This is a genomic window from Pseudomonas sp. MCal1 (genome assembly GCF_026341415.1).
Classification (GTDB): Bacteria; Pseudomonadota; Gammaproteobacteria; order Pseudomonadales; family Pseudomonadaceae; genus Aquipseudomonas.
Genome location: NZ_JAKUMP010000008.1, coordinates 1 through 22709, shown reverse-complemented (window position 1 = coordinate 22709; position 22709 = coordinate 1). Strand labels below are relative to the sequence as shown.

The following is a 22709-nucleotide window of genomic DNA, read 5'->3' as shown; positions in this document are numbered from 1 at the left end:
ACGTCACTTCCTTAACGTGGCGTTCAACCTTTGTTCGAGCGAGGTGAGGATATTTTGCGTCGTCGAATTCACCTCATCGTCATTAAGAGTGCGCGATGGATGCTGCCAGGTCAAGCCGACTGCGAGGCTTTTTCTATCAGGATCAATGCCTTTACCCTGATACACGTCAAATAGCCTGAGGTCTGTCAGCCATTCGCCTGCATTTTCACGGATTACGTCCAGTACAGCCGAGGCTGCAACGTCTTTGTGCGCAATCAGTGCCAGGTCACGACGCACTTCAGGAAAGCGCGACAACTCGTGGAATTTCGGCATTTTCCCCAGAGCGACTTCGGCCAGAACCAGCTCGAAGACGAAGACCGGACGGTCGAGACCCAGGGATTTCGAAAGCTCAGGGTGAATCGCGCCGATAAAACCGACTTCACGCCCTTCCCGCTCGATGCGCGCGGTCTGACCCGGATGCAGCGCAGGGTGTTTGCCCGGTACGAAAGTGAACTGATCCAGCGCACCGGCAAAACCCAGCACCGCTTCTACGTCAGCCTTGACGTCGAAGAAATCCACGGTCTCGCGACCTTGCGCCCAGCCTTCCGGCAGACGGCTGCCGCACACCACACCGGCGATCATCGGCTCTTGCTTCAGACCTTCCAGCTGACCGACAAAGCGCAGACCGCTCTCGAACAGGCGGACACGATCCTGCTGACGGTTGAGGTTGTGTTGCAACGCCTTGACCAGCCCTGGCCACAGCGACGAACGCATGGCAGCCATGTCATTGGAGATCGGGTTCGCCAACAGCAGCGGCTCGACGCCCGGGTTGAACAGCTCGAATTGCTTCGGATCGATGAAGCTATAAGTGATTGCTTCCTGATAGCCACGAGCTACCAGCAGACGACGCAGCTCTGGCAGATCACTACGCGCTTCAGCCTTGGCTTGTGGCGCCAGACGAGCTTGCGGGTAACGAACCGGCAGGCGGTTATAACCGTACAGACGCGCCAGCTCTTCGATCAGATCGACTTCCAGGCTGATATCGAAGCGATGGCTTGGCACTTCCACGCGCCATTGCCCAGCTCCGTCGGCGCAAACCTTCAAACCCAAAGCATTGAGCAGACGCTCGACTTCGGCGGAATCCATTTCCATGCCCAGCATCTGGGTGATGCGCTGAGCACGCAGAGTAATGGCCGCGATCGACGGCAGATGCTGCTCGCTGACGGTTTCGATGATCGGGCCAGCTTCGCCACCAGTGATTTCCAGCAGCAAACCAGTGGCGCGCTCCATGGCTTCACGGGCCAGTTGCCAGTCCACCCCGCGCTCGTAGCGGTGCGAAGCGTCAGTGTGCAGACCGTAGGACCGAGCCTTGCCCGCCACAGCGATCTGATCGAAGAACGCACTTTCAAGGAATACGTCACGAGTGGTCGCGGACACACCACTGTGCTCGCCACCCATCACGCCGGCAATGGCCAGAGCGCGAGTGTGGTCGGCGATCACCAGCGTATCGCTACGCAGGCTGACTTCCTGACCGTCGAGCAGCACGAGCTTCTCGCCCTCTTCCGCCATGCGTACCCGGATGCCGCCATTGATTTCGGCGAGATCGAACGCGTGCAGCGGCTGACCCAGCTCGAGCATCACGTAGTTGGTGATGTCGACGGCAGCGTCGATGCTGCGGACTTCCGCGCGACGCAGGCGTTCAACCATCCACAGCGGCGTAGGCTTGGAAAGGTCAACGTTACGGATGACCCGGCCCAGATAACGCGGGCAGGCAGCAGGTGCGAGGACCTCTACCGAACGCACTTCGTCGTGCACCGCCGGAACGGTCATCACCACCGGGCGAGTGACCGGAGCGTCGTACAGCGCTCCGACTTCACGGGCCAGACCGGCCAGGGACAGGCAGTCGCCACGGTTCGGAGTCAGGTCGACTTCGATGCTGGCGTCTTCCAGGTCCAGATAAACACGGAAATCTTCGCCCACCGGCGCATCGGCCGGCAGTTCCATCAGACCATCATTGCCTTCACCGACCTGCAGCTCGGATTGCGAGCACAGCATGCCGTTGGACTCGACGCCGCGCAGCTTGGCCTTCTTGATCTTGAAGTCGCCCGGCAGCTCGGCACCGATCATCGCGAACGGAATCTTCAGGCCCGGACGCACGTTTGGCGCACCGCACACGACCTGGAAAGTTTCCGCACCATTGCTGACCTGGCAAACGCGCAGTTTGTCGGCATCGGGATGCTGCTCGGTGCTGAGCACCTCGCCCACCACCACGCCACTGAAAACACCGGCGGCCGGCGTAACGCTATCGACCTCAAGACCGGCCATCGACAGACGTGCAACCAGCGCGTCGCGATCTACCTGCGGGCTGACCCAGCCACGCAGCCATTGTTCACTGAATTTCATCCTGCTCTCCTAAGAATTCGTTACGACTAGCGAAATTGCGCGAGGAACCGCAAGTCGTTGTCGAAGAACAGACGCAAGTCGTTCACGCCGTAACGCAGCATGGCCAGTCGCTCGACGCCCATGCCGAAGGCAAAGCCCGAGAATTCTTCCGGGTCGATCCCGGACATGCGCAGCACGTTCGGGTGAACCATGCCGCAGCCCATTACTTCCAGCCAGCCGGTCTGCTTGCAGACGCGGCAGCCTTTACCGCTGCACATCACGCATTCCATGTCGACTTCGGCGGAAGGCTCGGTGAACGGAAAGTACGAGGGACGGAAACGCACGGCCAGTTCTTTTTCGAAGAACACCCGCAGGAACTCTTCGATGGTGCCTTTCAGGTCGGCGAAGTTGATGTCGCGATCAACCAGCAGGCCTTCGACCTGATGGAACATCGGCGAGTGGGTGATATCGGAGTCGCTGCGATACACACGGCCTGGGCAGACGATGCGGATCGGCGGCTTTTTCGATTCCATGGTGCGGACCTGTACCGGCGAGGTATGGGTGCGCAGCAACATGTTCGCATTGAAATAGAAGGTGTCGTGCATCGACCGGGCCGGGTGATGACCTGGGATGTTGAGCGCCTCGAAGTTGTGATAGTCGTCTTCGACCTCAGGGCCTTCGGCAATGCCGTAGCCGATATGGGTGAAAAACTGTTCGATACGTTCCAGAGTCCGGGTTACCGGATGCAGACCACCGGAGGTCTGACCGCGGCCCGGCAGGGTCACGTCAATGGATTCGGCAGACAGCTTGGCAGCCAGTTCGGCTTCCTCAAACAGAGCCATGCGCGCATTGAGAACGCCTGTGACACGTTCCTTGGCAACGTTGATCAGCGCGCCGACCTGCGGACGCTCTTCTGCCGGCAAATTCCCCAGGGTCTTCATCACCTGAGTCAATTCACCCTTTTTGCCAAGGTATTGAACCCGGATTTGCTCCAGGGCATTGATATCTTCAGCGCTTTGCACAGCCTCTAGTGCTTGAGAGACCAGCGCATCCAGGTTTTCCATGTACAGACTCCAGATACAAAATAGGGGAAGAGCTTGAAGGCTCTTCCCCTATTTATGACGTTTAACACCTGGCCCCACAGAGGTGAAGCCGGGTGACTGTCGGGGGTACTTAAGCCAAGGTGGCTTTAGCTTTCTCGACAATCGCAGCAAACGCCGCTTTTTCGTTCACTGCCAGATCAGCCAGAACCTTACGGTCGATCTCGATGGACGCTTTTTTCAGGCCAGCGATGAAACGGCTGTAGGACAGACCGTTAACACGAGCACCAGCGTTGATACGAGCGATCCACAGAGCGCGGAACTGACGTTTTTTCTGACGACGGTCACGGTAGGCGTATTGGCCTGCCTTGATTACCGCTTGCTTGGCAACACGGAATACGCGGGAGCGTGCGCCGTAGTAGCCTTTAGCAAGTTTCAGAATTTTTTTGTGACGTTTACGGGCAATGACGCCACGCTTTACACGAGCCATGAGTTACTTCCTCTATTCTTGATCCAAAAATTAACGAAGGCGCAGCATGCGCTCGACTTTTGCCACGTCAGACGGATGCAGCAAGCTGCTACCGCGCAGTTGACGCTTACGCTTGGTCGACATTTTGGTCAGGATGTGGCTCTTGAAAGCGTGCTTGTGCTTGATACCGTTAGCAGTTTTCAGAAACCGCTTAGCAGCACCACTTTTGGTTTTCATCTTTGGCATGTTCGGATACTCCGCATTCAGTTGATAAACATAATCAGAAGGCCTGCCGTGCCCTGTTGATTACTTCTTCTTTTTCGGGGCGATGACCATGATCAGCTGGCGTCCTTCCATCTTAGGATGCTGTTCGACCGAACCGTACTCGAGCAGGTCTTGTTCAACCCGCTTGAGAAGCTCCATCCCCAGCTCCTGGTGGGCCATCTCACGGCCGCGGAATCGCAAGGATACCTTGGCCCTGTCCCCGTCACTCAGGAAACGTACCAGGTTGCGCAGTTTTACCTGGTAATCCCCTTCCTCCGTCCCTGGACGAAACTTGATTTCTTTTACCTGAATCTGCTTCTGGTTTTTCTTCGCCGCAGCAATCTGCTTCTTCTTTTCGAAGATCGATTTGCCGTAGTCCATCACACGGCAAACCGGTGGGACTGCGTCGGCAGAGATTTCTACCAGATCAAGCTTTGCTTCTTCAGCAATACGAAGCGCTTCATCAATCGAGACGATGCCAATCTGCTCGCCATCAGCGCCAATTAACCGAACCTCGCGTGCCGAGATATTCTCGTTGATCGGGGCTTTCGGTGCAGTTCGTTTATCTTGTCTCATTTCACGCTTAATAATAATTACTCCGAATCTGGGCGACCACGCCGGGAAACCGCTTGCGCGAGAAACTCAGCGAACTGGGCGACGGGCATCGAGCCCAGGTCAGCACCTTCACGAGTACGCACAGCGACAGTCTGCATCTCGACTTCCTTATCCCCAATAACCAAGAGATATGGAACCTTGAGCAAAGTATGCTCGCGGATTTTAAAGCCGATCTTTTCATTTCTCAAGTCGGACTTGGCACGAAACCCGCTTTCGTTGAGAGTTTTTTCGACCTGAGCGACGAAATCTGCCTGTTTATCAGTGATATTCATGATCACCGCCTGGGTTGGCGCGAGCCACGCAGGGAATGCACCTTCGTAGTGCTCAATCAGAATCCCGACGAAACGCTCGAACGAACCGAGGATCGCACGGTGCAACATCACTGGATGCTTGCGGCTGTTGTCTTCGGAGACGTATTCGGCTCCCAGGCGCACAGGCAGGTTGAAATCGAGCTGCAAGGTACCACACTGCCACACACGACCGAGGCAATCTTTCAGCGAGAATTCGATTTTCGGACCATAAAACGCCCCCTCACCCGGTTGCAGATCGTATGGCAGGCCGGCGCTATCAAGCGCTGCAGCCAGGGCCGCTTCGGCGCGATCCCACAGCTCGTCGGAACCGACGCGTTTTTCCGGGCGAGTAGACAGCTTCATCTCGACATCGGTAAAGCCGAAGTCGCGATAAACATCCATGGTCAGTTTGATAAACGCAGCGGATTCAGCCTGCATCTGCTCTTCGGTGCAGAAGATGTGGGCATCATCCTGGGTGAATGCACGGACACGCATGATGCCATGCAGGGCACCCGATGGCTCGTTACGGTGGCAGGCACCGAACTCGGCCAGTCGCATCGGCAGCTCGCGGTAGCTCTTCAGGCCTTGGTTGAACACCTGCACATGGCATGGGCAGTTCATCGGCTTGATCGCGTAGTCGCGGCTTTCCGACTCAGTGGTGAACATGTTGTCGGCGTAGTTGGCCCAGTGCCCGGACTTTTCCCACAGGCTGCGGTCAACGACTTGCGGCGTCTTGATCTCGAGATAGCCGTTGTCGCGCTGCACTTTGCGCATGTACTGCTCAAGCACCTGGTACAGCGTCCAGCCATTCGGGTGCCAGAACACCATGCCCGGCGCTTCTTCCTGGGTGTGGAACAGGCCCAGGCGCTTGCCGATCTTGCGGTGATCGCGCTTTTCAGCTTCTTCGATACGCTGGATGTAAGCTGCCAGCTGCTTCTTGTCTGCCCAAGCGGTGCCATAAACGCGCTGCAATTGCTCGTTCTTGGCATCACCGCGCCAATAGGCGCCGGACAGCTTGGTCAATTTGAAGGACTTCAGGAAGCGGGTGTTCGGCACGTGCGGACCGCGGCACATGTCGACGTATTCTTCGTGATAGTACAAGCCCATCGCCTGCTCGTTCGGCATGTCTTCGACCAGACGCAGCTTGTAGTCTTCGCCACGGGCCTTGAACACTTCGATCACTTCGGCACGCGGAGTGACTTTCTTGATGACGTCATATTCTGTATCGATCAGCTGTTGCATGCGCTGTTCGATGGCCGCCATGTCGTCCGGAGTAAAAGGACGCTCGAAGGCGATATCGTAATAGAAGCCTTCGTCGATAACCGGCCCGATGACCATTTTTGCAGTCGGGTACAGTTGCTTGACCGCGTGGCCGACCAGGTGGGCACAAGAGTGGCGAATGATCTCCAGCCCCTCTTCATCCTTTGGCGTGATGATTTGCAGCGTCGCGTCGCTGTCGATGATGTCGCAGGCGTCGACCAGCTTGCCGTTGACCTTGCCGGCCACGGTGGCTTTGGCCAGACCTGCGCCAATGGATGCGGCGACCTCGGCTACGGAAACCGGGTGATCGAATGAACGTTGACTGCCGTCGGGAAGAGTAATAGTTGGCATGGCGCCTCCTCTCCTAGTGGTGACCCCTACCAAAGGTCACGTGGGTTGGGATGAGCCAGTACAAGATCCGATCCAGGCCATTCAATGACGAACGCCTGCCTTACAGCGGCAGGAGCCTTGCGGCCAACCGGAAAACCGAACCAGAGTGACTGGGATTCAAATCAGAAATTCGTACATTGCCGCCACCGGGACTGAAGGTCATCCGGAGCCTGCGAACGCCCGAGCGAGGCATGCTAGCACAGATGAACGGTCACCGATGCACTCTGGTTTTTACCGGGAGGCAAATCGTCTGTTTTATGCGAGAGTGCTGAACTTGATCGGCCTTCAGGCCCTCAGATAACAAGACATTGACCCACAAGGAGCATCCCCGCATGCGTCTTAACACCCTGCTTGCCGCAGTCGCACCTCTCGTTTTGCTGCTGCCGTTGAGCGCCCACGCCGACTGGCCCAAGGGCGAGCGTGAGAAATACATGGCTCAGTGCACCCAGGCCGCGACTCCGCAAATCGGTGCTGCTGCCGCGAAATCCCACTGTGCATGCGGCGCCGATGCCATCAAGTCCTACCCTGCCAGCGATATTCAGGCGCTGATGGACAATAAGGCCAGTCAGAAATTGCAGCAGAAAGCCCTGGGACAAATTGCCAAATGCAAGGCCAACGTCCCGGCAAAAAAATGATGAAACATGCCTTTTCAATGCCTCCGGCACCGCTGAAAAGCATCTGATTCAGGCTTTTTCGTACGATTTATGCAGGTTTTACAGGTTTTTTTATTGTCTTTATTTTTCGCTCGAGGCCTTTTAAACCGGGGCCTCCAGCCGAAACAGGCAGACAAGAAAACAAGACCGATTGGCAAACAGCACGTCCGGGGGGCTACCAAAGCGAACATTTCGACTATGATACCCCGGTGTGCCCAGTTGGCCTGAGCAGCACAGTACTACTGAAAATATATGTTTCTTGGAGATACACCATGTCTAATCGCCAAACCGGCACCGTTAAATGGTTCAACGATGAAAAAGGCTTCGGCTTCATCACTCCTCAAGGTGGCGGTGACGACCTGTTCGTACACTTCAAAGCTATCGAAGCTGACGGTTTCAAAAGCCTGAAAGAAGGCCAAACCGTTTCCTTCGTGGCTGAGAAAGGCCAAAAGGGTATGCAAGCTGCACAAGTTCGCCCAGAGTAATTTCCCGGCGCACTAAAAAAACCCCGTCCATGTGACGGGGTTTTTTATGGGTGAAACAAAAGCCCGAAAGGCTCAGCCACAATTGACGCGTGTGACCACCAGGTTCTGATCGGTATTCAGGTTGAGGCGATCGGATCGGTACTCCAGAGTAATCATGTCATTGGGCTTGAGGAACCGGGCGTTCTGCGCACCGGCCTTTTTGCGTGCCTGCTCCAACAGCTCCGGCGAAGCTTTCTTGCCGAGAGCGAACTCCGCAGCAGATGCCTCACAACGACCATGGCCAGCCTCAGTCGCCACGGGATCCTTCTGCGACTCGCTGGAGGTTGTAGAGCAACCAGCCAAAAGAGCAACGACCATCAGTGCACCCAGTGACGCGAACTTGCAAGGCATTGAAGCCTCCTTATTTCAATTTTGAGCAGAGATCGTGCGACCGCCAATACAGCGTTTGGTTTCACGGTGAGTGCTATCACCCTGCCCTACGATCGGAAAAACGCCGAGTGTGCCTGAGCATCACCTGAAGCATCACCCCGTAAAACGTCACTGAATATTAATGACGTTCAATAGACATCAATGTAGTCATAGGGCGGGTTCGGCCAGTTGTCCTTGAGCGCATTGAAAATCTGCATGACCCAGACTTCGTCGCTGGCCGCGACATTTCCCACGTATCCCGAGCCTTTTGCCCAGGTCTCCAGACGAAACAGCAGGCCATCGATGTCCTGGCCGCCAGTGACGCCCGAAGAGATATAAGCGATGCCGCCCTTGGTCACGCGCAGCTGGGTGTGCTCGTCATCACTGGCCGACGCCAGCATGCGACGCACAGCATGAAGAGTCAGGCCGTCGGGGCTGTTCAAATCGATCTGCACAGCGCAATCCTTGTTTTTTGCGGAAATGACCAAGTGTCGCATAGCCCTGCGCTCATGCCTAAGTCGCAGTGCCAAACACTCGGCAAAGTGGTTAACTCAAAACTCCGATCCCGTGACCGAGCCCCGCCATGACCACCGTAAGCATCACCGCCGACATAAAGGCCACCTGGCCACAAGGGCATAGCTCTTACAGTCCGGGCAGCCCGGAGGAATTGGCATTGATCAGCATCGACTTGCTGGTGAAGACGTTGGGAACACAGGGCGCGCAATCCTTCATTGCCCAGCTGTTCGAAAAGTATCCCGATGCCTTCAAAGGGACATCGGGTACCGAGAGGGAGTAAAAGCCCGCAAACTGGCACCTGCAGGCGCATGGCTTATTTCAGACGCTTCAGACGCTCGGTCAGCAGATCGAAGAAGCCCTGGGCGTCGCCGTTCTCCACCCAGAAGGCGTTCTTGGGCGCCTTCAGACCGTCATACCAGTCGACAACGGTCTGGCCGAACGTCGGGCCTTCACGGCTGTCGACCACCACATTCACCGAACGACCAGTGAACAGCTCAGGCTTGAGCAGATAAGCCACGACGGTAGCGTCATGCACCGGACCGCCCGGAATGCCGTAGTGCTCCATATCCCCTTTGATGTACTCGTTGAGGATGTCGCCGACAATCTTGCTCGCATTGTTGTTCAGTGCCGCAATCTGCTTGAGGCGTGCATCGCTGGTCAGGATCTTGTGGGTCACGTCCAGCGGCAGGTAAGTCAGTTTCACACCGCTCTTGAGCACCACCTCAGCCGCTTGCGGGTCGGCGTACAGGTTGAACTCGGCCACTGGCGTGATGTTGCCGCCATTGAAGTGAGCGCCGCCCATGATCACCACTTCCTTGATCCCCTGAACAATCTCCGGCTCCTGAATCAGTGCCAGGGCCAGGTTGGTCTGCGGACCGAGCATCGCGATGGTGATGCTGTGCGGCTTGGCTTTTTTCAGAGTGTCGATCAGGTAATTGACCGCATTACCTTCAGCCAGGCCTTTCTTCGGCTCATGTACCGTGACACCCGAAAGGCCTTCCTTGCCATGGATGTTTTCGGCGTAGATCGGCGTACGCATCATCGGTTTAGGCGCACCGGCGTATACCGGAATCTCTTCCCGCCCTGCCCACTCACGGGCCAACCGGGCATTGCGCGAAGTCTTGTCCAGACGGACGTTGCCAGCCACGGTGGTCAACGCGCGAATGTTCAGCTCCTCCGGGGAGGCCAGGGCAAACAACAGGGCGACCACGTCGTCGGCGCCCGGATCGGTATCGATGATCAGGTCGATCTTTTCCGCCGCGTGGGCGCCGGTCGCTGTTATCACGGACAAAAGCAGCAGACTCCGAATCAATTGATGCATTTTTTGAGCATAGCGTTGCATGGCGCATTCCTTGTGCAGATGAAATCAAAAGGGGCGAACCCCGTCAGAATGTAACTCCGGACACCAGCACGATGTTGCAGTACGGCTGACATTCTCCCGTACGAACAATCGCTCGTGCCTGTCGGCTGAGTACCTTGAATTGCTCGTGACTGAGCAGATCGCGCCGCCCGAGCGAGCCTTCGTCATTCAGCTCTTCCAGCGTGGACAGCGCGGTCGGTTGCTTGTCGAAAATCTCCTTGGCCAGCGCATGGCTTTCCACCTGCATCTCGCTGAGCACGACTTTCAGGGTGCTGACGAAATCCGGGACGCCGTGCGTCAACGCCAGATCGATCAGTTCAACACCCGGCGGCACCGGCAGGCCGGCATCACCGATCACGACCATGTCGCCGTGACCGAGGGAGGCAACCAGCCTCGACAGGGCGACATTGAGCAAAGGAGTCTTTTTCATGCGGATTTGAATGCCTGTACGTCGGAGTTGGTGGGAATGGACGGCTGGGCACCTGCCCGGGTAACCGACAGGGCCGCCGCGACTTGCCCGAAACGAATGGCCTCGTCCTCGGTTTTGCCGGCCGCCAGTGCAGCCGCAAATCCGCCGACAAAGGTATCCCCGGCGGCGGTGGTATCGACTGCCTCCACTTTGGGTGCCGGAAAATGCTGGTAACCCTTGCCATCGGCGAACAGTGAACCTTGAGCGCCCAGTGTGATGATGACCTTGCCAGCGCCCAGTGAAATCAGGTGTGCAGCGGCTTTCTCGGCGGCCTCCAGCGAATCCACCGGCAAACCGCTGAGGGCGGCGGCCTCGCTCTCGTTGGGAATCACGTAATCGATGGCGGCAAACCAGTCCGTCGGCAACGGACGACTGGCCGGCGCCGGGTTGAGGATGACCGTCTTGCCCAGTTCACGCCCGCGTTTCAGCGCATGGCCCACAGTCGCATCGGGAATTTCCAGCTGGCAGATGATCACGTCGGCCGCCTGCAGCACTGCGTCGAACCGGTCGATGACCGCCGGGGTCATCGAACCATTGGCGCCGGCCACGATGACAATCGCGTTCTGGCTATTGTCATCGACCACGATTAGCGCCACACCACTGGAACCCTCCACCACGCTGACTGCCTGACAATCAATCTGCTCGGCCAGCAACGCGTCGCGCAATTGCAGGCCATAGTCATCATTGCCGACACAACCAACCATCGACACTTGCGCACCCAATCGAGCAGCGGCCACCGCCTGATTGGCGCCCTTGCCACCGGACACGGTCGCGAAGGAATGGCCGATCAGCGTCTCACCGCCCCGGGGCAAACGCGGCGCCCGGGTGACCAGGTCCATGTTCAGGCTGCCTATTACCACTACATTTGCGGACATACATCACTACTCTTCAATTCGTTTCAGCGGTATTCGGTGAACACGCCGGACAGCGGTGCAGTCGATTCACGCAGGACAATACTCGGGGTCACGATCCGCTGATCCGTCGCCAGACCCGGAGCGGCAATTCTTCGCAACAACACTTCCGCCGCCATTTCTCCCAACTGAAGGATCGACTGACCCACGGTCGTCAGCGCGGGATATACGTAGCGACTCATCTGGATATCGTCGAAGCCGATCACTGAAAGCTCGGCGGGCACGCGCACGTTGCGTTCCGCCGCAGCCCGCAACACACCGATGCCGATCATGTCGTTACCAGCGAAAATCGCGCTCGGCGGGTTGCGTTCAAGCAGGACCGAAGCCGCGTTGTAACCGCCGGTGCTGGTGTAGTCGCTTTCCAGCACGCGCGACGGGGACACTTCAGTCCCGGCCTCTTTCAGCGCTCGAGAAAAACCGGCCTGACGCATTTGCGCAACACTGGTACTGGCAGGACCACCGATCGTGGCGATGTCGCGATGCCCGAGTTCAAGCAGATGCCGTGTCGCGAGGTACGCGCCATATTCGTGGTCGATGCGCACCAGGTCGGCGTCTACGCCTTCGAGTCCACGGTCGACGATCACCATCGGCGTCTTCACGCCCGCCAGCCCTTGCGCCAGGCCGCTGTCACCACCGGCAGAGGCGACGATCAGGCCGTCGATGCGTTTTTCCAGCAGGACCCGCAGATAGCTGCGCTGTTTGTCCGGGTTGTCGTCGGAGTTGCAGAGGATCACGCAGTAACCGTTACGCTCGCAGTAATCCTCGATCCCGCGCGCCAGTTCGGCGAAGTACGGGTTGAGACTGTTGGGCACCAACAAACCGATGGTTGCAGTGGTTTTCGCTTTCAGCGAACGGGCCACGGCGCTCGGCACATAGTCGAGACTCTTGATCGCCGCCTCGACCTTGAGCCGCACTTCTTCGCTCACCGGTCGGGTCTTGTTTACTACGTGGGACACGGTCGTGTAGGAAATTCCTGCAAGTGCCGCCACATCCTTGATCGTTGCCATTTATCAGCCCCGTCGGCTTGCGCGTTGACTGCGGTAGGTGTCGAGCACCACGGCGATCACGATCACCGCACCGGTGATGATGCGCTTGGTCGGCTCGGTCGCGCCAATCTGCGCCAGACCGGCCGCCAGCACGGAGATGATCAACACGCCGAAAAAGGTACTGATCACCGAACCACGCCCGCCCATCAGGCTGGTACCGCCGATCACCACAGCGGCGATCACTTGTAGCTCCAGGCCGGAACCGGCGTTCGGGTCGGCTGCTTCCAGCCGGGAAATCTGGAACAGTGCCGCAATGCCGGCGAGCAGCCCCATCAGGCTGAACACCAGGATCTTGTAGGGTTTTGGATTGATTCCTGCCAGCCGCACCGCTTCTTCGTTGGTGCCAATGCCGATCAGGTAGCGACCGAACACGGTACGGGTCAGAACGGCCTGGGCAATAAAAATGACCAGCAAGGCAATGATGAACGATGGCGAAATGCCGAAGGCAATCGGGTTCGAAAGCCAGGCGAAGGAATCACCGATATAGGCGGTGCGCGAACCGGTCATCTGATAGGCCAGGCCACGGGCCATTTCCAGGACACCCAAAGACACGATGAATGATGGAATTCGCCACGCCACGGTAATCGAGCCGGTAACTGTGCCGGCCAACGCCGCGACGGCCATACCCAGCAAGGCAGCCGGCAGTACGCTCCAGCCCCAGCCAAGAATCGCCACGCTGACAGTGGATGCCGCGAGTGCCAATACCGAGCCTACCGACAGGTCGATCCCGCCGATGATCAGGACGAACGTCATGCCCACCGCCAGAACCATCAGATCGGGAATCTGGTTGGCCAGAGTGCTGAAGGTGTTGTACGACAGGAAATGGCTGCTCATGACCGAGAACAGCGCAATCATTGCCAGCAAGGCGCCGGCCAGGCCCAGATAAGTGCCGAGGCCGTAGAAATTGCCACTGGATTTGCCGGCGGAAGATGCAGTTTTCATGGGAGATCCCTAGGCGCTGCTTCGTTGAGCAACGCATCACGTTTCTGGTAGCCGGCGAACGCGGCAGCAAGCAAGTCGTCCTGGGTCCAGCTGTCGCGCTCGAAAGTGTCGATCAGGCGCCCTGCCGACAGCACGCCAATGCGATCACAGATCAGCATCAGCTCGCGCAGGTCGCTGGACACCACAACCAGCGCCTTGCCCTGACGGGTCAGTTCACCAAGCAGGTTATAAATGTCGAATTTGGCGCCGACATCGATACCGCGAGTGGGCTCGTCGAACAGCAGCACCGAACAGTCGCGCTCCAGCCAGCGCCCGATCACGACTTTTTGCTGGTTGCCACCGGACAACTCGGACACCAACTGGGTCGGGCTGGAACTGCGGATGCGCATGGCGTCGATCTGCCGCTGCGCGAGCTTCGTTTCATCGCCGTTGTTGACGAACCCGCCGCTGGAAATTTCCGGCATGTTACCCAAGGCAATGTTGGCGCTGATCGACTGACTCAGGAGCAGGCCTTCGCCCTTGCGATCTTCGGTGATCAAGGCGATGCCGTTGCGCACAGCATCGACGGGCGAACGAATGCTCACCGTTTTGGCCGGCGAACCGAGCGCCACCGTGCCGCTGTCCGCGACGTCGGCGCCGAAGATCAGCCGCAAAAGCTCGGTGCGCCCTGCCCCGATCAGCCCCGAAATGCCAAAAATCTCACCGGCGCGCACTTCAAAGGACACGTCGCGAACCTTGTCGGAGCGGGTCAGGCCTTTGACCGTCAAGGCCGGCGCGCCGATATGGCGAGTCCCCAGATCGATATGCTCGCCCAGCTCGCGGCCAACCATCAGGGTGACCAGTTGCTCGCTGTTGTAATTGGCCATCGGCTCGACGCAAACCAGGTTGCCGTCGCGCAGCACGGCAATGCGCTGTGCGACCCGGGCCAGTTCTTCGAGACGGTGAGAGATGTAGATGATCGAGACGCCGCGCGCCTGCAACCGGGTGATTTGCTCGAACAACATCTCGACTTCGCGGGCGGTCAGCATCGCGGTCGGCTCGTCGAGAATCAGCACATGACAATCGCCGATCAGGTTACGGGCGATCTCGACCATTTGCTGGTGACCGATGCCCAGCTCGCCGACCAGTGTGTCCGGATCGATGGCATCGAGGCCGACTTGAGCCATGGCTTCGATGGCGGCCTTGCGCAGTTGCTTGCGGCTGATCCAGCCACCGTTGCTCGGCAGATTGTCGAGGAACAGGTTCTCCGCCACCGAAAGCGTCGGCAGCAGATTGAGCTCTTGCATGACCATGCGCACACCCTGCTCTTCAGCTTGCGTGCGACTGCCGGGACGATATTCCTTGCCCTGGAACTGCATCTGGCCGGTGGTGGGTGTGACCAGCCCGCCGATGATCTTCGACAAGGTGCTTTTGCCGGCACCGTTCTCACCGGTCAGCGCCAGTACTTCACCGCGCATCAACGTCAGGTCGATGCCGGTCAGAACCGGTTGCGCGTAGGTCTTGCCGATACCGCTGACCGAGAGGACAGCGTTCGGAGCGGAAACTGACATAAAAATCTCCATGCGCTCGCCCGGACGGACGAGCGCCGTTGTGTCGCCAAAGGACTTATTTGGTGACCAGCTCGACCGGCGTTTCGATCACGCCATTTGCACCACTGTCGACTTTCTCGCCCTTGATGATTTTCAGCGCGGTCTCGATGCCAAACACCGCTTGTTTTGCGGCGTACTGGTCGGCAGTCGCCAGAACGCGGCCGTCCTTCAGCATTGGCTTGATGGCATTGATGTTGTCATAACCGACAACCTGCACCTGACCGGCCTTGCCGGCAGCGCGCACGGCGGAAACAGCACCCACGGCCATGCTGTCGTTACCGGCCAGCAGCGCCTTGACGTCCGGGTATTCGCTGAGAATCGAAGCGGCCACCTTGTTGCCTTTGTCGATTTCCCAATCGCCGGACTGCAGGGAAACAACCTTGATCTGCGCAGCTTCCATCGCATCCTTGAAGCCAGCAGTACGCTGCTGGGCGTTGGTCGTCGTGGAGACACCTTCAATGATGCCGACTTCGTCACCGGCCTTCAGTTGCTTGGCCAGGTATTCGCCCACCAGACGCGCGCCCTTGCGGTTGTCCGGACCTACGAACGGAACGCTGATGTTTTTGCTTTTGATCACGGCCGGATCGAGCTGGTTGTCGATGTTGATCACGGTGATACCGGCATCGACCGCCTTTTTGATCACCGGCACCATCGCCTTCGAATCAGACGGTGCGATGACCAGAGCGTTGACCTTCGCCAGAATCATCTGCTCGACGATGCGCGTCTGCCCCGCCGTATCGGTTTCGTCCTTGATGCCGTTGGAGATCAAGTCGAAATCGGCGGAATGTTCTTTCTGGTAGGCTTTGGCACCGTCTTCCATGGTCAGGAAGAACTCGTTGGCCAGGGATTTCATGACCAGGGCGACTTTGGGTTTTTCAGGGGATTCGGCGAAAGCCGAAGAGACAGGCAGTGCGGCGGATGCGGCAGCCAGCATGGCGACAGCAAGAAGACGTCCAGCGAATGGCAGCTTCATGGGTTCACTCCGATCTTATGATTATTGTGAGCAACGCTTGCACTGGCGTAAGCTCGCTGCACCCCACGACGATCAATCATCGCGAAGGCCGCGCAAACGTTTGCGTAGACCGAACTATGCGAATCACGCCGACATTTGTCAACAATCAGAAATCGGTATTGCGTTGCAGGGCGAATCCATCGATCCGCCCCTGGAGTGCTCAAGCCGTGGTGTTGACCACGTTACCGGCGGAGGAGCCCTTCGACATTTCCTTGACCAGTGCTGCGGAGACCTCCAGCAGCGCACCGCTGGTTTGGGCGATCTGCCCCTGGATTGACATCACCGCTTGCGACTTGGCTTCGGGTGTTGGATAACTCGCAGCCTGCGCGGCAGCCAGTTGCTGTTGCTGCTCCTGAAGCTGCTTTTGCAATTCCTGCATGCGTTTCAACAGCGTCTTGATAGTGACGCTCAGATTGTCACCGCCTTCAGCCTCGCGCGCGCTTGCTTCCTGGGCAGGACCACCGGTTCTGACCTGATTGCTTTCAACCTTCTCGATACCCAGTGCCTGAGCAGACGCGTCGGCTTCAGCTTCACTCATTGCATTGATCGTAGCAGCCGTTTTTCCGCCGATAGTGACCGCGCCGGGATTTGGCAAACCGATAGTCAATGACATTTGAACTCCTGAAAAATTGGATCCCTATCAAGACGCATCGGCTAACGCACCGTTTTCTTTAGCTGAGATCTGAAAAGCTGCCAGCTCAGGCTGTGGACGAGATTCGTAGTCCTTTTCGGTGAGCCGAACAAGAAAACATCCCGCGTTCGGAAACCCGGATGAGTGACGGAAGTTCACAGCCAGCCTTCGAATAAATATTGATTTAAATCATAAGGTTAAACATTTCTCTGAAGCAGATTACGACTGGTACAGATCCTGCTCCCTACCTGCACCCCTGGCATTCAGATTGGCCCGGGGCGCATCTAGATGAACCTGCATCAGCACCGTCTCACTACTAGAGAGAAAAATAATGACATCTGCTTTGAAGAGTTTCGTTCCGGGCGCTTTGGCCCTTCTCCTGCTCCTGCCCACCGCCCTCCAGGCAAAAGAAGCTGAAACCCAGGCCAAACTGGCCAACGTGGTGGTACTGGCCACCGGTGGCACCATCGCCGGCGCTGGCGCCAGTGCAGCCAATAGCGCGACCTATCAGGCTGCGAAAGTGGGCATCGAACAATTGATCGCCGGCATCCCCGAACTGAGTACGCTGGCCAATGTGCGTGGCGAACAGGTCATGCAAATCGCCTCGGAAAGCATCACCAACGAAAACCTCCTGCAACTGGGTCGTCGCGTTTCCGAACTGGCCGACAGCAAAGACGTCGACGGCATCGTCATCACCCACGGCACCGATACACTGGAAGAGACCGCGTACTTCCTGAACCTGGTGGAAAAAACCGACAAGCCGATCATCGTCGTCGGCTCCATGCGCCCGGGCACTGCCATGTCGGCGGACGGCATGCTGAACCTGTACAACGCCGTGGCCGTCGCCAGCAGCAAAGAGGCTCGCGGCAAAGGCGTACTGGTGACCCTGAACGATGAAATCCAGTCGGGTCGCGATGTCAGCAAGATGATCAACATCAAGACCGAAGCCTTCAAAAGCGCCTGGGGCCCGCTCGGCATGGTGGTTGAAGGCAAATCCTACTGGTTCCGTCTGCCAGCCAAGCGCCACACCATGGATTCGGAGTTCGATATCAAGAACATCAAGAGCCTTCCTGATGTAGAGATCGCCTATTCCTATGGCAATGTCAGCGACACCGCATACAAGGCTCTCGCCCAGTCCGGCGCCAAGGCGATCATCCATGCCGGCACCGGCAACGGTTCCGTTTCCTCCCGCGTAGTTCCGACCCTGCAAGCGCTGCGCAAGGACGGCGTGCAGATCATTCGCTCGTCACACGTCAATGCCGGCGGTTTCGTCCTGCGTAACGCCGAACAGCCTGATGACAAATACGACTGGGTGGTGGCTCACGACCTGAACCCACAGAAAGCCCGCATCCTGGCCATGGTCGCGCTGACCAAGACCAACGACAGCAAAGAGCTGCAACGGATGTTCTGGGAATATTGATTTGCCTTCGTCCGATCCTTTCCTGATCGGCCACTGGTTTCACCCTTCGTCAACCTGACGGAGGGTGAAGCTCCCGCCTCGCTCAAAGAAAAATTTCATCTGCGTGACATCAAAACCGGAAAACCATTGTCAGAGGATTTTCTTGAATTTTAAGCAGTTGCGAAAATGCCTACAGTTAAATACTGTATGCACGTACAGCTTAATAAGGATAACCTCGTGGTCACTTCCCCTGATGCTCCTGACGCTTACGAACGCATGGGCATGCGCGTTCAGAAAATCATCAACTCCCCCACCGCACAAAAAGCCAAAGCCGCACTGATCTTCCGCCTTCCGGACGAACCGGTGGATGAGTGGGAGCGCTTGCTGGAAGAGATCGACGAAAACGACAACGTCACCCTCGCCTACCGCGACGATGGCGGCGTGCAGATTTTCTGGGTTGTGCCGAAGGAAGATTGATTCAATGATTCTGCGTTTTGCTGCTGTGCTGTTGCTGTTCATTTCCGTGGGTGCGCAAGCTGGCGCGCCGCGTACTTTCACCGAGGCCAAGAAGGTCGCCTGGAAGCTCTACGCCCCACAATCCACCGAGTTCTATTGCGGGTGCAAATACACCGGCAACAAAGTCGATCTGGCCGCCTGCGGCTATGTCCCGCGCAAGAACGCCAAGCGAGCGGCCCGCATCGAATGGGAGCACATTGTTCCGGCCTGGCAGTTCGGCCATCAGCGCCAATGCTGGCAGGAAGGCGGACGCAAGAATTGCACCCGCTACGACCCGAGTTATCAGAAAGCCGAAGCCGACCTGCACAATCTGGTGCCGAGCATCGGCGAGGTGAATGGTGACCGCAGTAATTTCAGCTACGGTTGGCTGCCGGTCGAAAAAGGTCAGTACGGCTCATGCCTGACACAGGTTGACTTCAAGGCAAAGAAGGTCATGCCCCGCCCTTCGATTCGCGGCATGATCGCCCGCACCTACTTTTACATGAGCAAACAATATGGCTTGCGCTTGTCGAAGCAGGATCGGCAATTGTACGAAGCCTGGGACAAGACTTACCCGGTGCAAGACTGGGAACGCCAGCGAAACCAGAGCGTGGCGTGTGTGATGGGACGCGGCAACGATTTCGTCGGTCCGGTGAACCTAAAAGCCTGCGGATGATTGCTTGATCAAAAGAAAAGGCCTTGAGCGATAAACTCAAGGCCTTTTTTTGCTCAACCGCCGGACTTGTTGTAACGCCAGTAACCCATCAGATTGAGTGATTCGCGAGGGATGCCGCGCTCCTTTATCAGGTATTTGCGCAGGCTCATGACCGCCGCGGATTCTCCTGCGACCCAACCATAGAATCCCTCGCTGGCCGTATCGGCGATCTCCCACAGAATCTCTTCTTCGATGTCGACATCCGCCAGTTCGACCGCTTGCCCAACCGGCGATGCGTCAACAGGCAACGTCGCCTGCCGCACAGCCTCCACCATCAACGTACCCGCAGCCGCGTGATCGCGAATCAGCCATTGCACCGAAAGCCCGGGCCAGTCAGGAACGGCCAACATGTCTTCACGACTTTCGACTTCAAAAAACGCCTGAGTCTGCGGCGGTTCAGCCAGAGTCGCCAGCTCTTCCAGAATTCCCATGGCGGCCGGCAATGCTGTCGCGTCGGCGACCAGGAGAAGTTGCTTGAGCGTTTGCGGAGGCTTCCATTCAAATCCCCCCGCCTCTTGTGCCGAAAATTGGCTGTCGGGGGCCAGGATCTGCATCGACTCGCCGGGCTGTGCTCGCAACGCCCATCGGGAGGCCGGGCCGGTCTCGCCGTGCAGGACGAAATCGATATCGACCTCACCTGACTCAGCGCGCAAATGACGGATGGTGTAGGTGCGCATCACCGGGCGACGATCAACCAGCATCGAGCGAAACCGGGCATACCACCCCTCCCCCTCAGAAAGCCTGGCGGGCGAACCGTCTGCTGCCGGAAAAAACAGTTTCACTCGCTGATCCGGTGCCCAGGTTGCCATCTCGGTGACAGCGGGGCTTGCGAGCGTGACTCGCATGAGATGCGGGCTCAACTGCTGCTTGTGACGCAAAACAACGTCGAACAACTTGTAAGGATTGGTGGAGGCCATGCGGAGCTCCTTTTGAGTATCTTCAGTGATGGCTTTAAAAACGAATCACGTGAGACACCCTTTAGTCAGCTCCGCCGAATGGATCGCTTATTGCGCGGCCGTGCGCGCAAGTACCAGCGTCTCGATGTTCTGCTTCTTCGCCTTGATCAGCGCGGCATCCACATCCGCCTGACGCGCCTCGGCGTCAGCCTTCGAATTGAAAGGGCCAAGGAGAATCCGGGTCTTGCCGCTGGCGTCCTTGATGACACTGGCCACAAAGCCATGCTCGATCAGCCAGCCGCTGAGGTCGCTGACGGCTTGAGGTGTTTCACCGCGCACTTCGAGATCCCACTGCGGGCCCACCGCAGCAGGCGCCGTTACCACCGCCGGTTTCGGCTTTTGCGCATCCACACTCTTGCCTTCGCCACATCCTGCCAGTGCCAGTGCCGCGACTACCCAGACCAATTTGCGCACAACGCTTCCCTCTGAATTTTCAAAGCGGCGATCTTAACATTCGAGAATAGTTTCGGAGCCCCGCAAAATGGGCACAAAACTACGAGATTGATGCTGGCGGCCCCTGTATAGTTACGCGCTGGGAATTAATGCCGCTGCTGCGCGTCAGAAAGAGGCACCCAAACAGTAAGACTTCGCACTAATCTATACGTACCACCGACCTCTGCACTGTCTGAATCAGGTGCCCTACAAAGCAATCAAGGAGAAGACCATGCTGATACTCACCCGCAAAGTCGGTGAAAGCATAAACATTGGTGATGACATCACGATCACCATTCTTGGCGTCAGCGGCCAGCAAGTTCGAATCGGCATCAATGCTCCAAAGAACGTTGCAGTGCACCGGGAAGAAATCTACCAGCGCATCCAGGCTGGCCTGACCGCACCGGACAAGCCACAAACGCCCTGAGCCCTATCGTAGTCAGTAGCCAGTTTTGCCTGCGCGCAATGACTGGCTAAAGATTCAAGCGCCGTATTGCCATTCCCCCACCTCCCTGGTGACGGCGCGCGCCACGCCCCTTCCTGCCTCAAGCCTTTTCGCAACCGATACTAACCTTCATTCAATGGGCTGGCTGTCGGACATTTCCGAATAGCAGCCGGGAATCTCGCCTGCTTAACCAAATGTGACGCCACGCGCCATCCCGGTAGCCGCCACGACCATCAATATCAACAGCAGCGCTTCGGCATGACTGATCCGCGCGAACACCTTTGCTCGCCCAGTATCAGGGGCAGTGCCGCGCGCCTTGGCCACGCGCCATTTGATCAGGGTGATCATCGGCAAAAGCTCCAGAAGCAGAATCAGCACAAACAACATCATCTTTAGATGGAACAGCGGCTGGTGCAGGTAGTAATCGGTTCCCTTCTCATAACCTCCAAAAGCCCGCATGCCACCGGTGATAAGCAACACCAGCGCCGAAAGCCCCCATAGATTGTCGGCAAGCAATACGCGCCCCACCACACCCGAGCCGGACGCCAGGCGGCTGAAAGACGTCCCACGGGTCAACACCGCCCAGAAACCCATGGCAAATGCCAGTAAATGTATCGCCGCAAGAAACCAGTGAACCAGCATCGATGTGCTCCCGTCCGGCAGAGTTGAAATCCGCCTGACAGTAGTAGTCGAAAAAGTGTGGACTTGCCTGTCACCCTTCCCGGAAACAGGAGCGAGCGAGACGAGAAACGGGCAGAGGTGTGGGAAAGGCAAATCGCGGGCAAAAAAAATCCCAAGCAGCTGATGGAAGCTTGGGATTTAAAAATGCATAAACCGTGGTGGTGAACGCGGGGCGGATATTACTGATTTATTCGTCTTGTAACAACGTATTTTTGATAACCGGATGGTTAATAAAATACGTAACCCATTAAATATCCACACTATTTAAAAGGGAGATCGCGAAATCGGCGACGAATGGATCAAAATCCATCGCAGCCAATAAGCGCCTGACACAGGATTTTACAAGAATGAGTCAGGATCGCCCGGATCAAGGTTCTTCACCGTTCCGCTGTGCGGATACCCGAGATTGATCAGCAGCTCTCGCATCAGCGAGTTGGACGTATCAGTCGTCCCACGCCGCAACGCCTGTTCGCACTGGAGACGACCACAAGACGTATGAACAACTCACTGTGAAAATTTAGACCCAGGCATCCGTAGCCGGAGGGAGCGCTCATCTCGCATGCAAACCAGCGCTCTCCCTACTCTGACGGCTCTTGCGACAGAAGCTATCTTTTCCAGCGACTGAATCATTCTTCAACAAACTTTCAATATCGCCTGAACCCGCGCGCCTGAGTTGGCGAATCATGAATACATTCCTGCAAATGTGCCGGAGTGCAGCTGTGATCGACCGAACCGAAATTTGCAAATGCTGTGAAATCGCAGTGTCTAGTCCTGAAATAGGTTTACACCTGTTTCAGCTGTCTAGTCCTGAAATAGGTTTACACCTGTTTCAGCCTCAAAACGCCCGATGCACCGCATCGGGTGTTTTGTATTTC

At 57.3% G+C, this 22709-nt stretch carries 26 protein-coding genes; 7 read left to right on the top strand and 19 right to left on the bottom strand.

What is annotated here, in order from left to right; genetic code table 11:
• Positions 1-3 precede the first annotated feature (3 nt).
• The 6 genes from pheT to thrS all read right to left on the bottom strand — a co-directional run bounded on the left by pheT (position 4) and on the right by thrS (position 6650).
• On the bottom strand, positions 4-2382 hold the full coding sequence (gene pheT, locus MKZ87_RS14455) for a phenylalanine--tRNA ligase subunit beta (protein ID WP_085705366.1): 2379 nt from the start codon (positions 2380-2382) through the stop codon (positions 4-6).
• Positions 2383-2408: 26 nt separating this feature from the next.
• Positions 2409-3425: a phenylalanine--tRNA ligase subunit alpha gene (gene pheS, locus MKZ87_RS14450; RefSeq protein WP_011333387.1), complete on the bottom strand. Its 1017-nt coding sequence runs from the start codon at positions 3423-3425 to the stop codon at positions 2409-2411.
• A gap of 109 nt (positions 3426-3534) precedes the next feature.
• The gene (rplT, locus tag MKZ87_RS14445; RefSeq protein WP_002553161.1) at positions 3535-3891 is read right to left on the bottom strand and encodes a 50S ribosomal protein L20; all 357 of its coding nucleotides are present in this window, start codon (positions 3889-3891) and stop codon (positions 3535-3537) included.
• Between the two features lie 30 nt (positions 3892-3921).
• Complete coding sequence (gene rpmI, locus MKZ87_RS14440; RefSeq protein ID WP_002553160.1) at positions 3922-4116, bottom strand: 50S ribosomal protein L35; 195 nt, start codon at positions 4114-4116, stop codon at positions 3922-3924.
• Positions 4117-4176: 60 nt separating this feature from the next.
• A complete protein-coding gene (infC, locus tag MKZ87_RS14435) occupies positions 4177-4728 on the bottom strand; it encodes a translation initiation factor IF-3 (protein WP_170929631.1) in 552 nt (183 codons plus the stop codon).
• Complete coding sequence (gene thrS / locus MKZ87_RS14430) at positions 4728-6650, bottom strand: threonine--tRNA ligase (protein ID WP_007956031.1); 1923 nt, start codon at positions 6648-6650, stop codon at positions 4728-4730. Before thrS ends, infC begins: the two co-directional genes overlap by 1 nt.
• A 371-nt stretch (positions 6651-7021) precedes the next feature.
• Here thrS and MKZ87_RS14425 point away from each other — a divergent pair, with 371 nt between their 5' ends.
• On the top strand, positions 7022-7324 hold the full coding sequence (locus MKZ87_RS14425; RefSeq protein ID WP_266201171.1) for a hypothetical protein: 303 nt from the start codon (positions 7022-7024) through the stop codon (positions 7322-7324).
• Positions 7325-7614: 290 nt separating this feature from the next.
• Positions 7615-7827 carry a cold-shock protein gene (locus tag MKZ87_RS14420; protein ID WP_017904083.1) on the top strand — a complete coding sequence of 71 codons (213 nt, stop codon included), beginning with the start codon at positions 7615-7617 and terminating at the stop codon, positions 7825-7827.
• A gap of 72 nt (positions 7828-7899) precedes the next feature.
• Here MKZ87_RS14420 and MKZ87_RS14415 read toward each other — a convergent pair whose 3' ends face one another.
• Both MKZ87_RS14415 and MKZ87_RS14410 read right to left on the bottom strand, forming a co-directional pair.
• Entirely contained in the window at positions 7900-8217 is a 318-nt protein-coding gene (locus MKZ87_RS14415) for an I78 family peptidase inhibitor (RefSeq protein WP_085701225.1), read from the bottom strand.
• A gap of 167 nt (positions 8218-8384) precedes the next feature.
• Positions 8385-8690: a hypothetical protein gene (locus tag MKZ87_RS14410; protein WP_085705387.1), complete on the bottom strand. Its 306-nt coding sequence runs from the start codon at positions 8688-8690 to the stop codon at positions 8385-8387.
• Between the two features lie 128 nt (positions 8691-8818).
• Between MKZ87_RS14410 and MKZ87_RS14405 the strand changes: the two genes are divergently transcribed.
• Positions 8819-9031 carry a hypothetical protein gene (locus tag MKZ87_RS14405; RefSeq protein ID WP_085701226.1) on the top strand — a complete coding sequence of 71 codons (213 nt, stop codon included), beginning with the start codon at positions 8819-8821 and terminating at the stop codon, positions 9029-9031.
• A 33-nt stretch (positions 9032-9064) separates the two neighbouring features.
• Here the strand turns inward: MKZ87_RS14405 and MKZ87_RS14400 are convergent, their stop codons facing one another.
• From MKZ87_RS14400 to MKZ87_RS14365, 8 genes are all read right to left on the bottom strand, one after another.
• On the bottom strand, positions 9065-10093 hold the full coding sequence (locus MKZ87_RS14400) for a nucleoside hydrolase (protein WP_085705368.1): 1029 nt from the start codon (positions 10091-10093) through the stop codon (positions 9065-9067).
• Positions 10094-10136: 43 nt separating this feature from the next.
• On the bottom strand, positions 10137-10541 hold the full coding sequence (rbsD, locus tag MKZ87_RS14395) for a D-ribose pyranase (RefSeq protein ID WP_085701228.1): 405 nt from the start codon (positions 10539-10541) through the stop codon (positions 10137-10139).
• Positions 10538-11455 (bottom strand): ribokinase, encoded by a 918-nt coding sequence (rbsK, locus tag MKZ87_RS14390; protein WP_085705371.1) that lies wholly within the window; start codon positions 11453-11455, stop codon positions 10538-10540. The genes rbsD and rbsK overlap by 4 nt, the downstream gene beginning before the upstream one ends.
• Positions 11456-11478: 23 nt before the next feature.
• Positions 11479-12498, bottom strand: coding sequence for a LacI family DNA-binding transcriptional regulator (locus MKZ87_RS14385; RefSeq protein WP_085705373.1), 1020 nt, complete (start codon positions 12496-12498; stop codon positions 11479-11481).
• 3 nt (positions 12499-12501) lie between these two features.
• Positions 12502-13479 (bottom strand): ABC transporter permease, encoded by a 978-nt coding sequence (locus MKZ87_RS14380; protein ID WP_007956013.1) that lies wholly within the window; start codon positions 13477-13479, stop codon positions 12502-12504.
• Positions 13476-15029, bottom strand: coding sequence for a sugar ABC transporter ATP-binding protein (locus MKZ87_RS14375; protein ID WP_085701232.1), 1554 nt, complete (start codon positions 15027-15029; stop codon positions 13476-13478). Before MKZ87_RS14375 ends, MKZ87_RS14380 begins: the two co-directional genes overlap by 4 nt.
• A 55-nt stretch (positions 15030-15084) precedes the next feature.
• Positions 15085-16041: a sugar ABC transporter substrate-binding protein gene (locus tag MKZ87_RS14370; RefSeq protein ID WP_007956008.1), complete on the bottom strand. Its 957-nt coding sequence runs from the start codon at positions 16039-16041 to the stop codon at positions 15085-15087.
• Between the two features lie 199 nt (positions 16042-16240).
• Entirely contained in the window at positions 16241-16693 is a 453-nt protein-coding gene (locus MKZ87_RS14365; protein WP_085705375.1) for a hypothetical protein, read from the bottom strand.
• Between the two features lie 349 nt (positions 16694-17042).
• Between MKZ87_RS14365 and MKZ87_RS14360 the strand changes: the two genes are divergently transcribed.
• The 3 genes from MKZ87_RS14360 (at position 17043) to MKZ87_RS14350 (ending at position 19281) form a co-directional block, all read left to right on the top strand.
• The gene (locus MKZ87_RS14360; RefSeq protein WP_007956004.1) at positions 17043-18131 is read left to right on the top strand and encodes an asparaginase; all 1089 of its coding nucleotides are present in this window, start codon (positions 17043-17045) and stop codon (positions 18129-18131) included.
• A gap of 186 nt (positions 18132-18317) precedes the next feature.
• A complete protein-coding gene (locus tag MKZ87_RS14355; protein WP_371917949.1) occupies positions 18318-18587 on the top strand; it encodes a DUF1654 domain-containing protein in 270 nt (89 codons plus the stop codon).
• 4 nt (positions 18588-18591) lie between these two features.
• Positions 18592-19281, top strand: coding sequence for an endonuclease (locus MKZ87_RS14350; RefSeq protein ID WP_085701235.1), 690 nt, complete (start codon positions 18592-18594; stop codon positions 19279-19281).
• Positions 19282-19334: 53 nt separating this feature from the next.
• On the opposite strand, the gene MKZ87_RS14345 is transcribed toward MKZ87_RS14350, so the two are convergent.
• On the bottom strand, positions 19335-20237 hold the full coding sequence (locus MKZ87_RS14345) for a siderophore-interacting protein (RefSeq protein ID WP_085705377.1): 903 nt from the start codon (positions 20235-20237) through the stop codon (positions 19335-19337).
• An 87-nt stretch (positions 20238-20324) separates the two neighbouring features.
• Complete coding sequence (locus MKZ87_RS14340; protein WP_085705379.1) at positions 20325-20690, bottom strand: penicillin-binding protein activator LpoB; 366 nt, start codon at positions 20688-20690, stop codon at positions 20325-20327.
• Positions 20691-20940: 250 nt separating this feature from the next.
• Here MKZ87_RS14340 and csrA point away from each other — a divergent pair, with 250 nt between their 5' ends.
• Complete coding sequence (gene csrA / locus MKZ87_RS14335; RefSeq protein ID WP_003179932.1) at positions 20941-21135, top strand: carbon storage regulator CsrA; 195 nt, start codon at positions 20941-20943, stop codon at positions 21133-21135.
• A gap of 204 nt (positions 21136-21339) precedes the next feature.
• On the opposite strand, the gene MKZ87_RS14330 is transcribed toward csrA, so the two are convergent.
• Positions 21340-21795, bottom strand: a complete 456-nt coding sequence (locus MKZ87_RS14330) for a DUF2214 family protein (protein ID WP_234204804.1) — start codon at positions 21793-21795, stop codon at positions 21340-21342.
• Between the last annotated feature and the right edge of the window lie 914 nt (positions 21796-22709).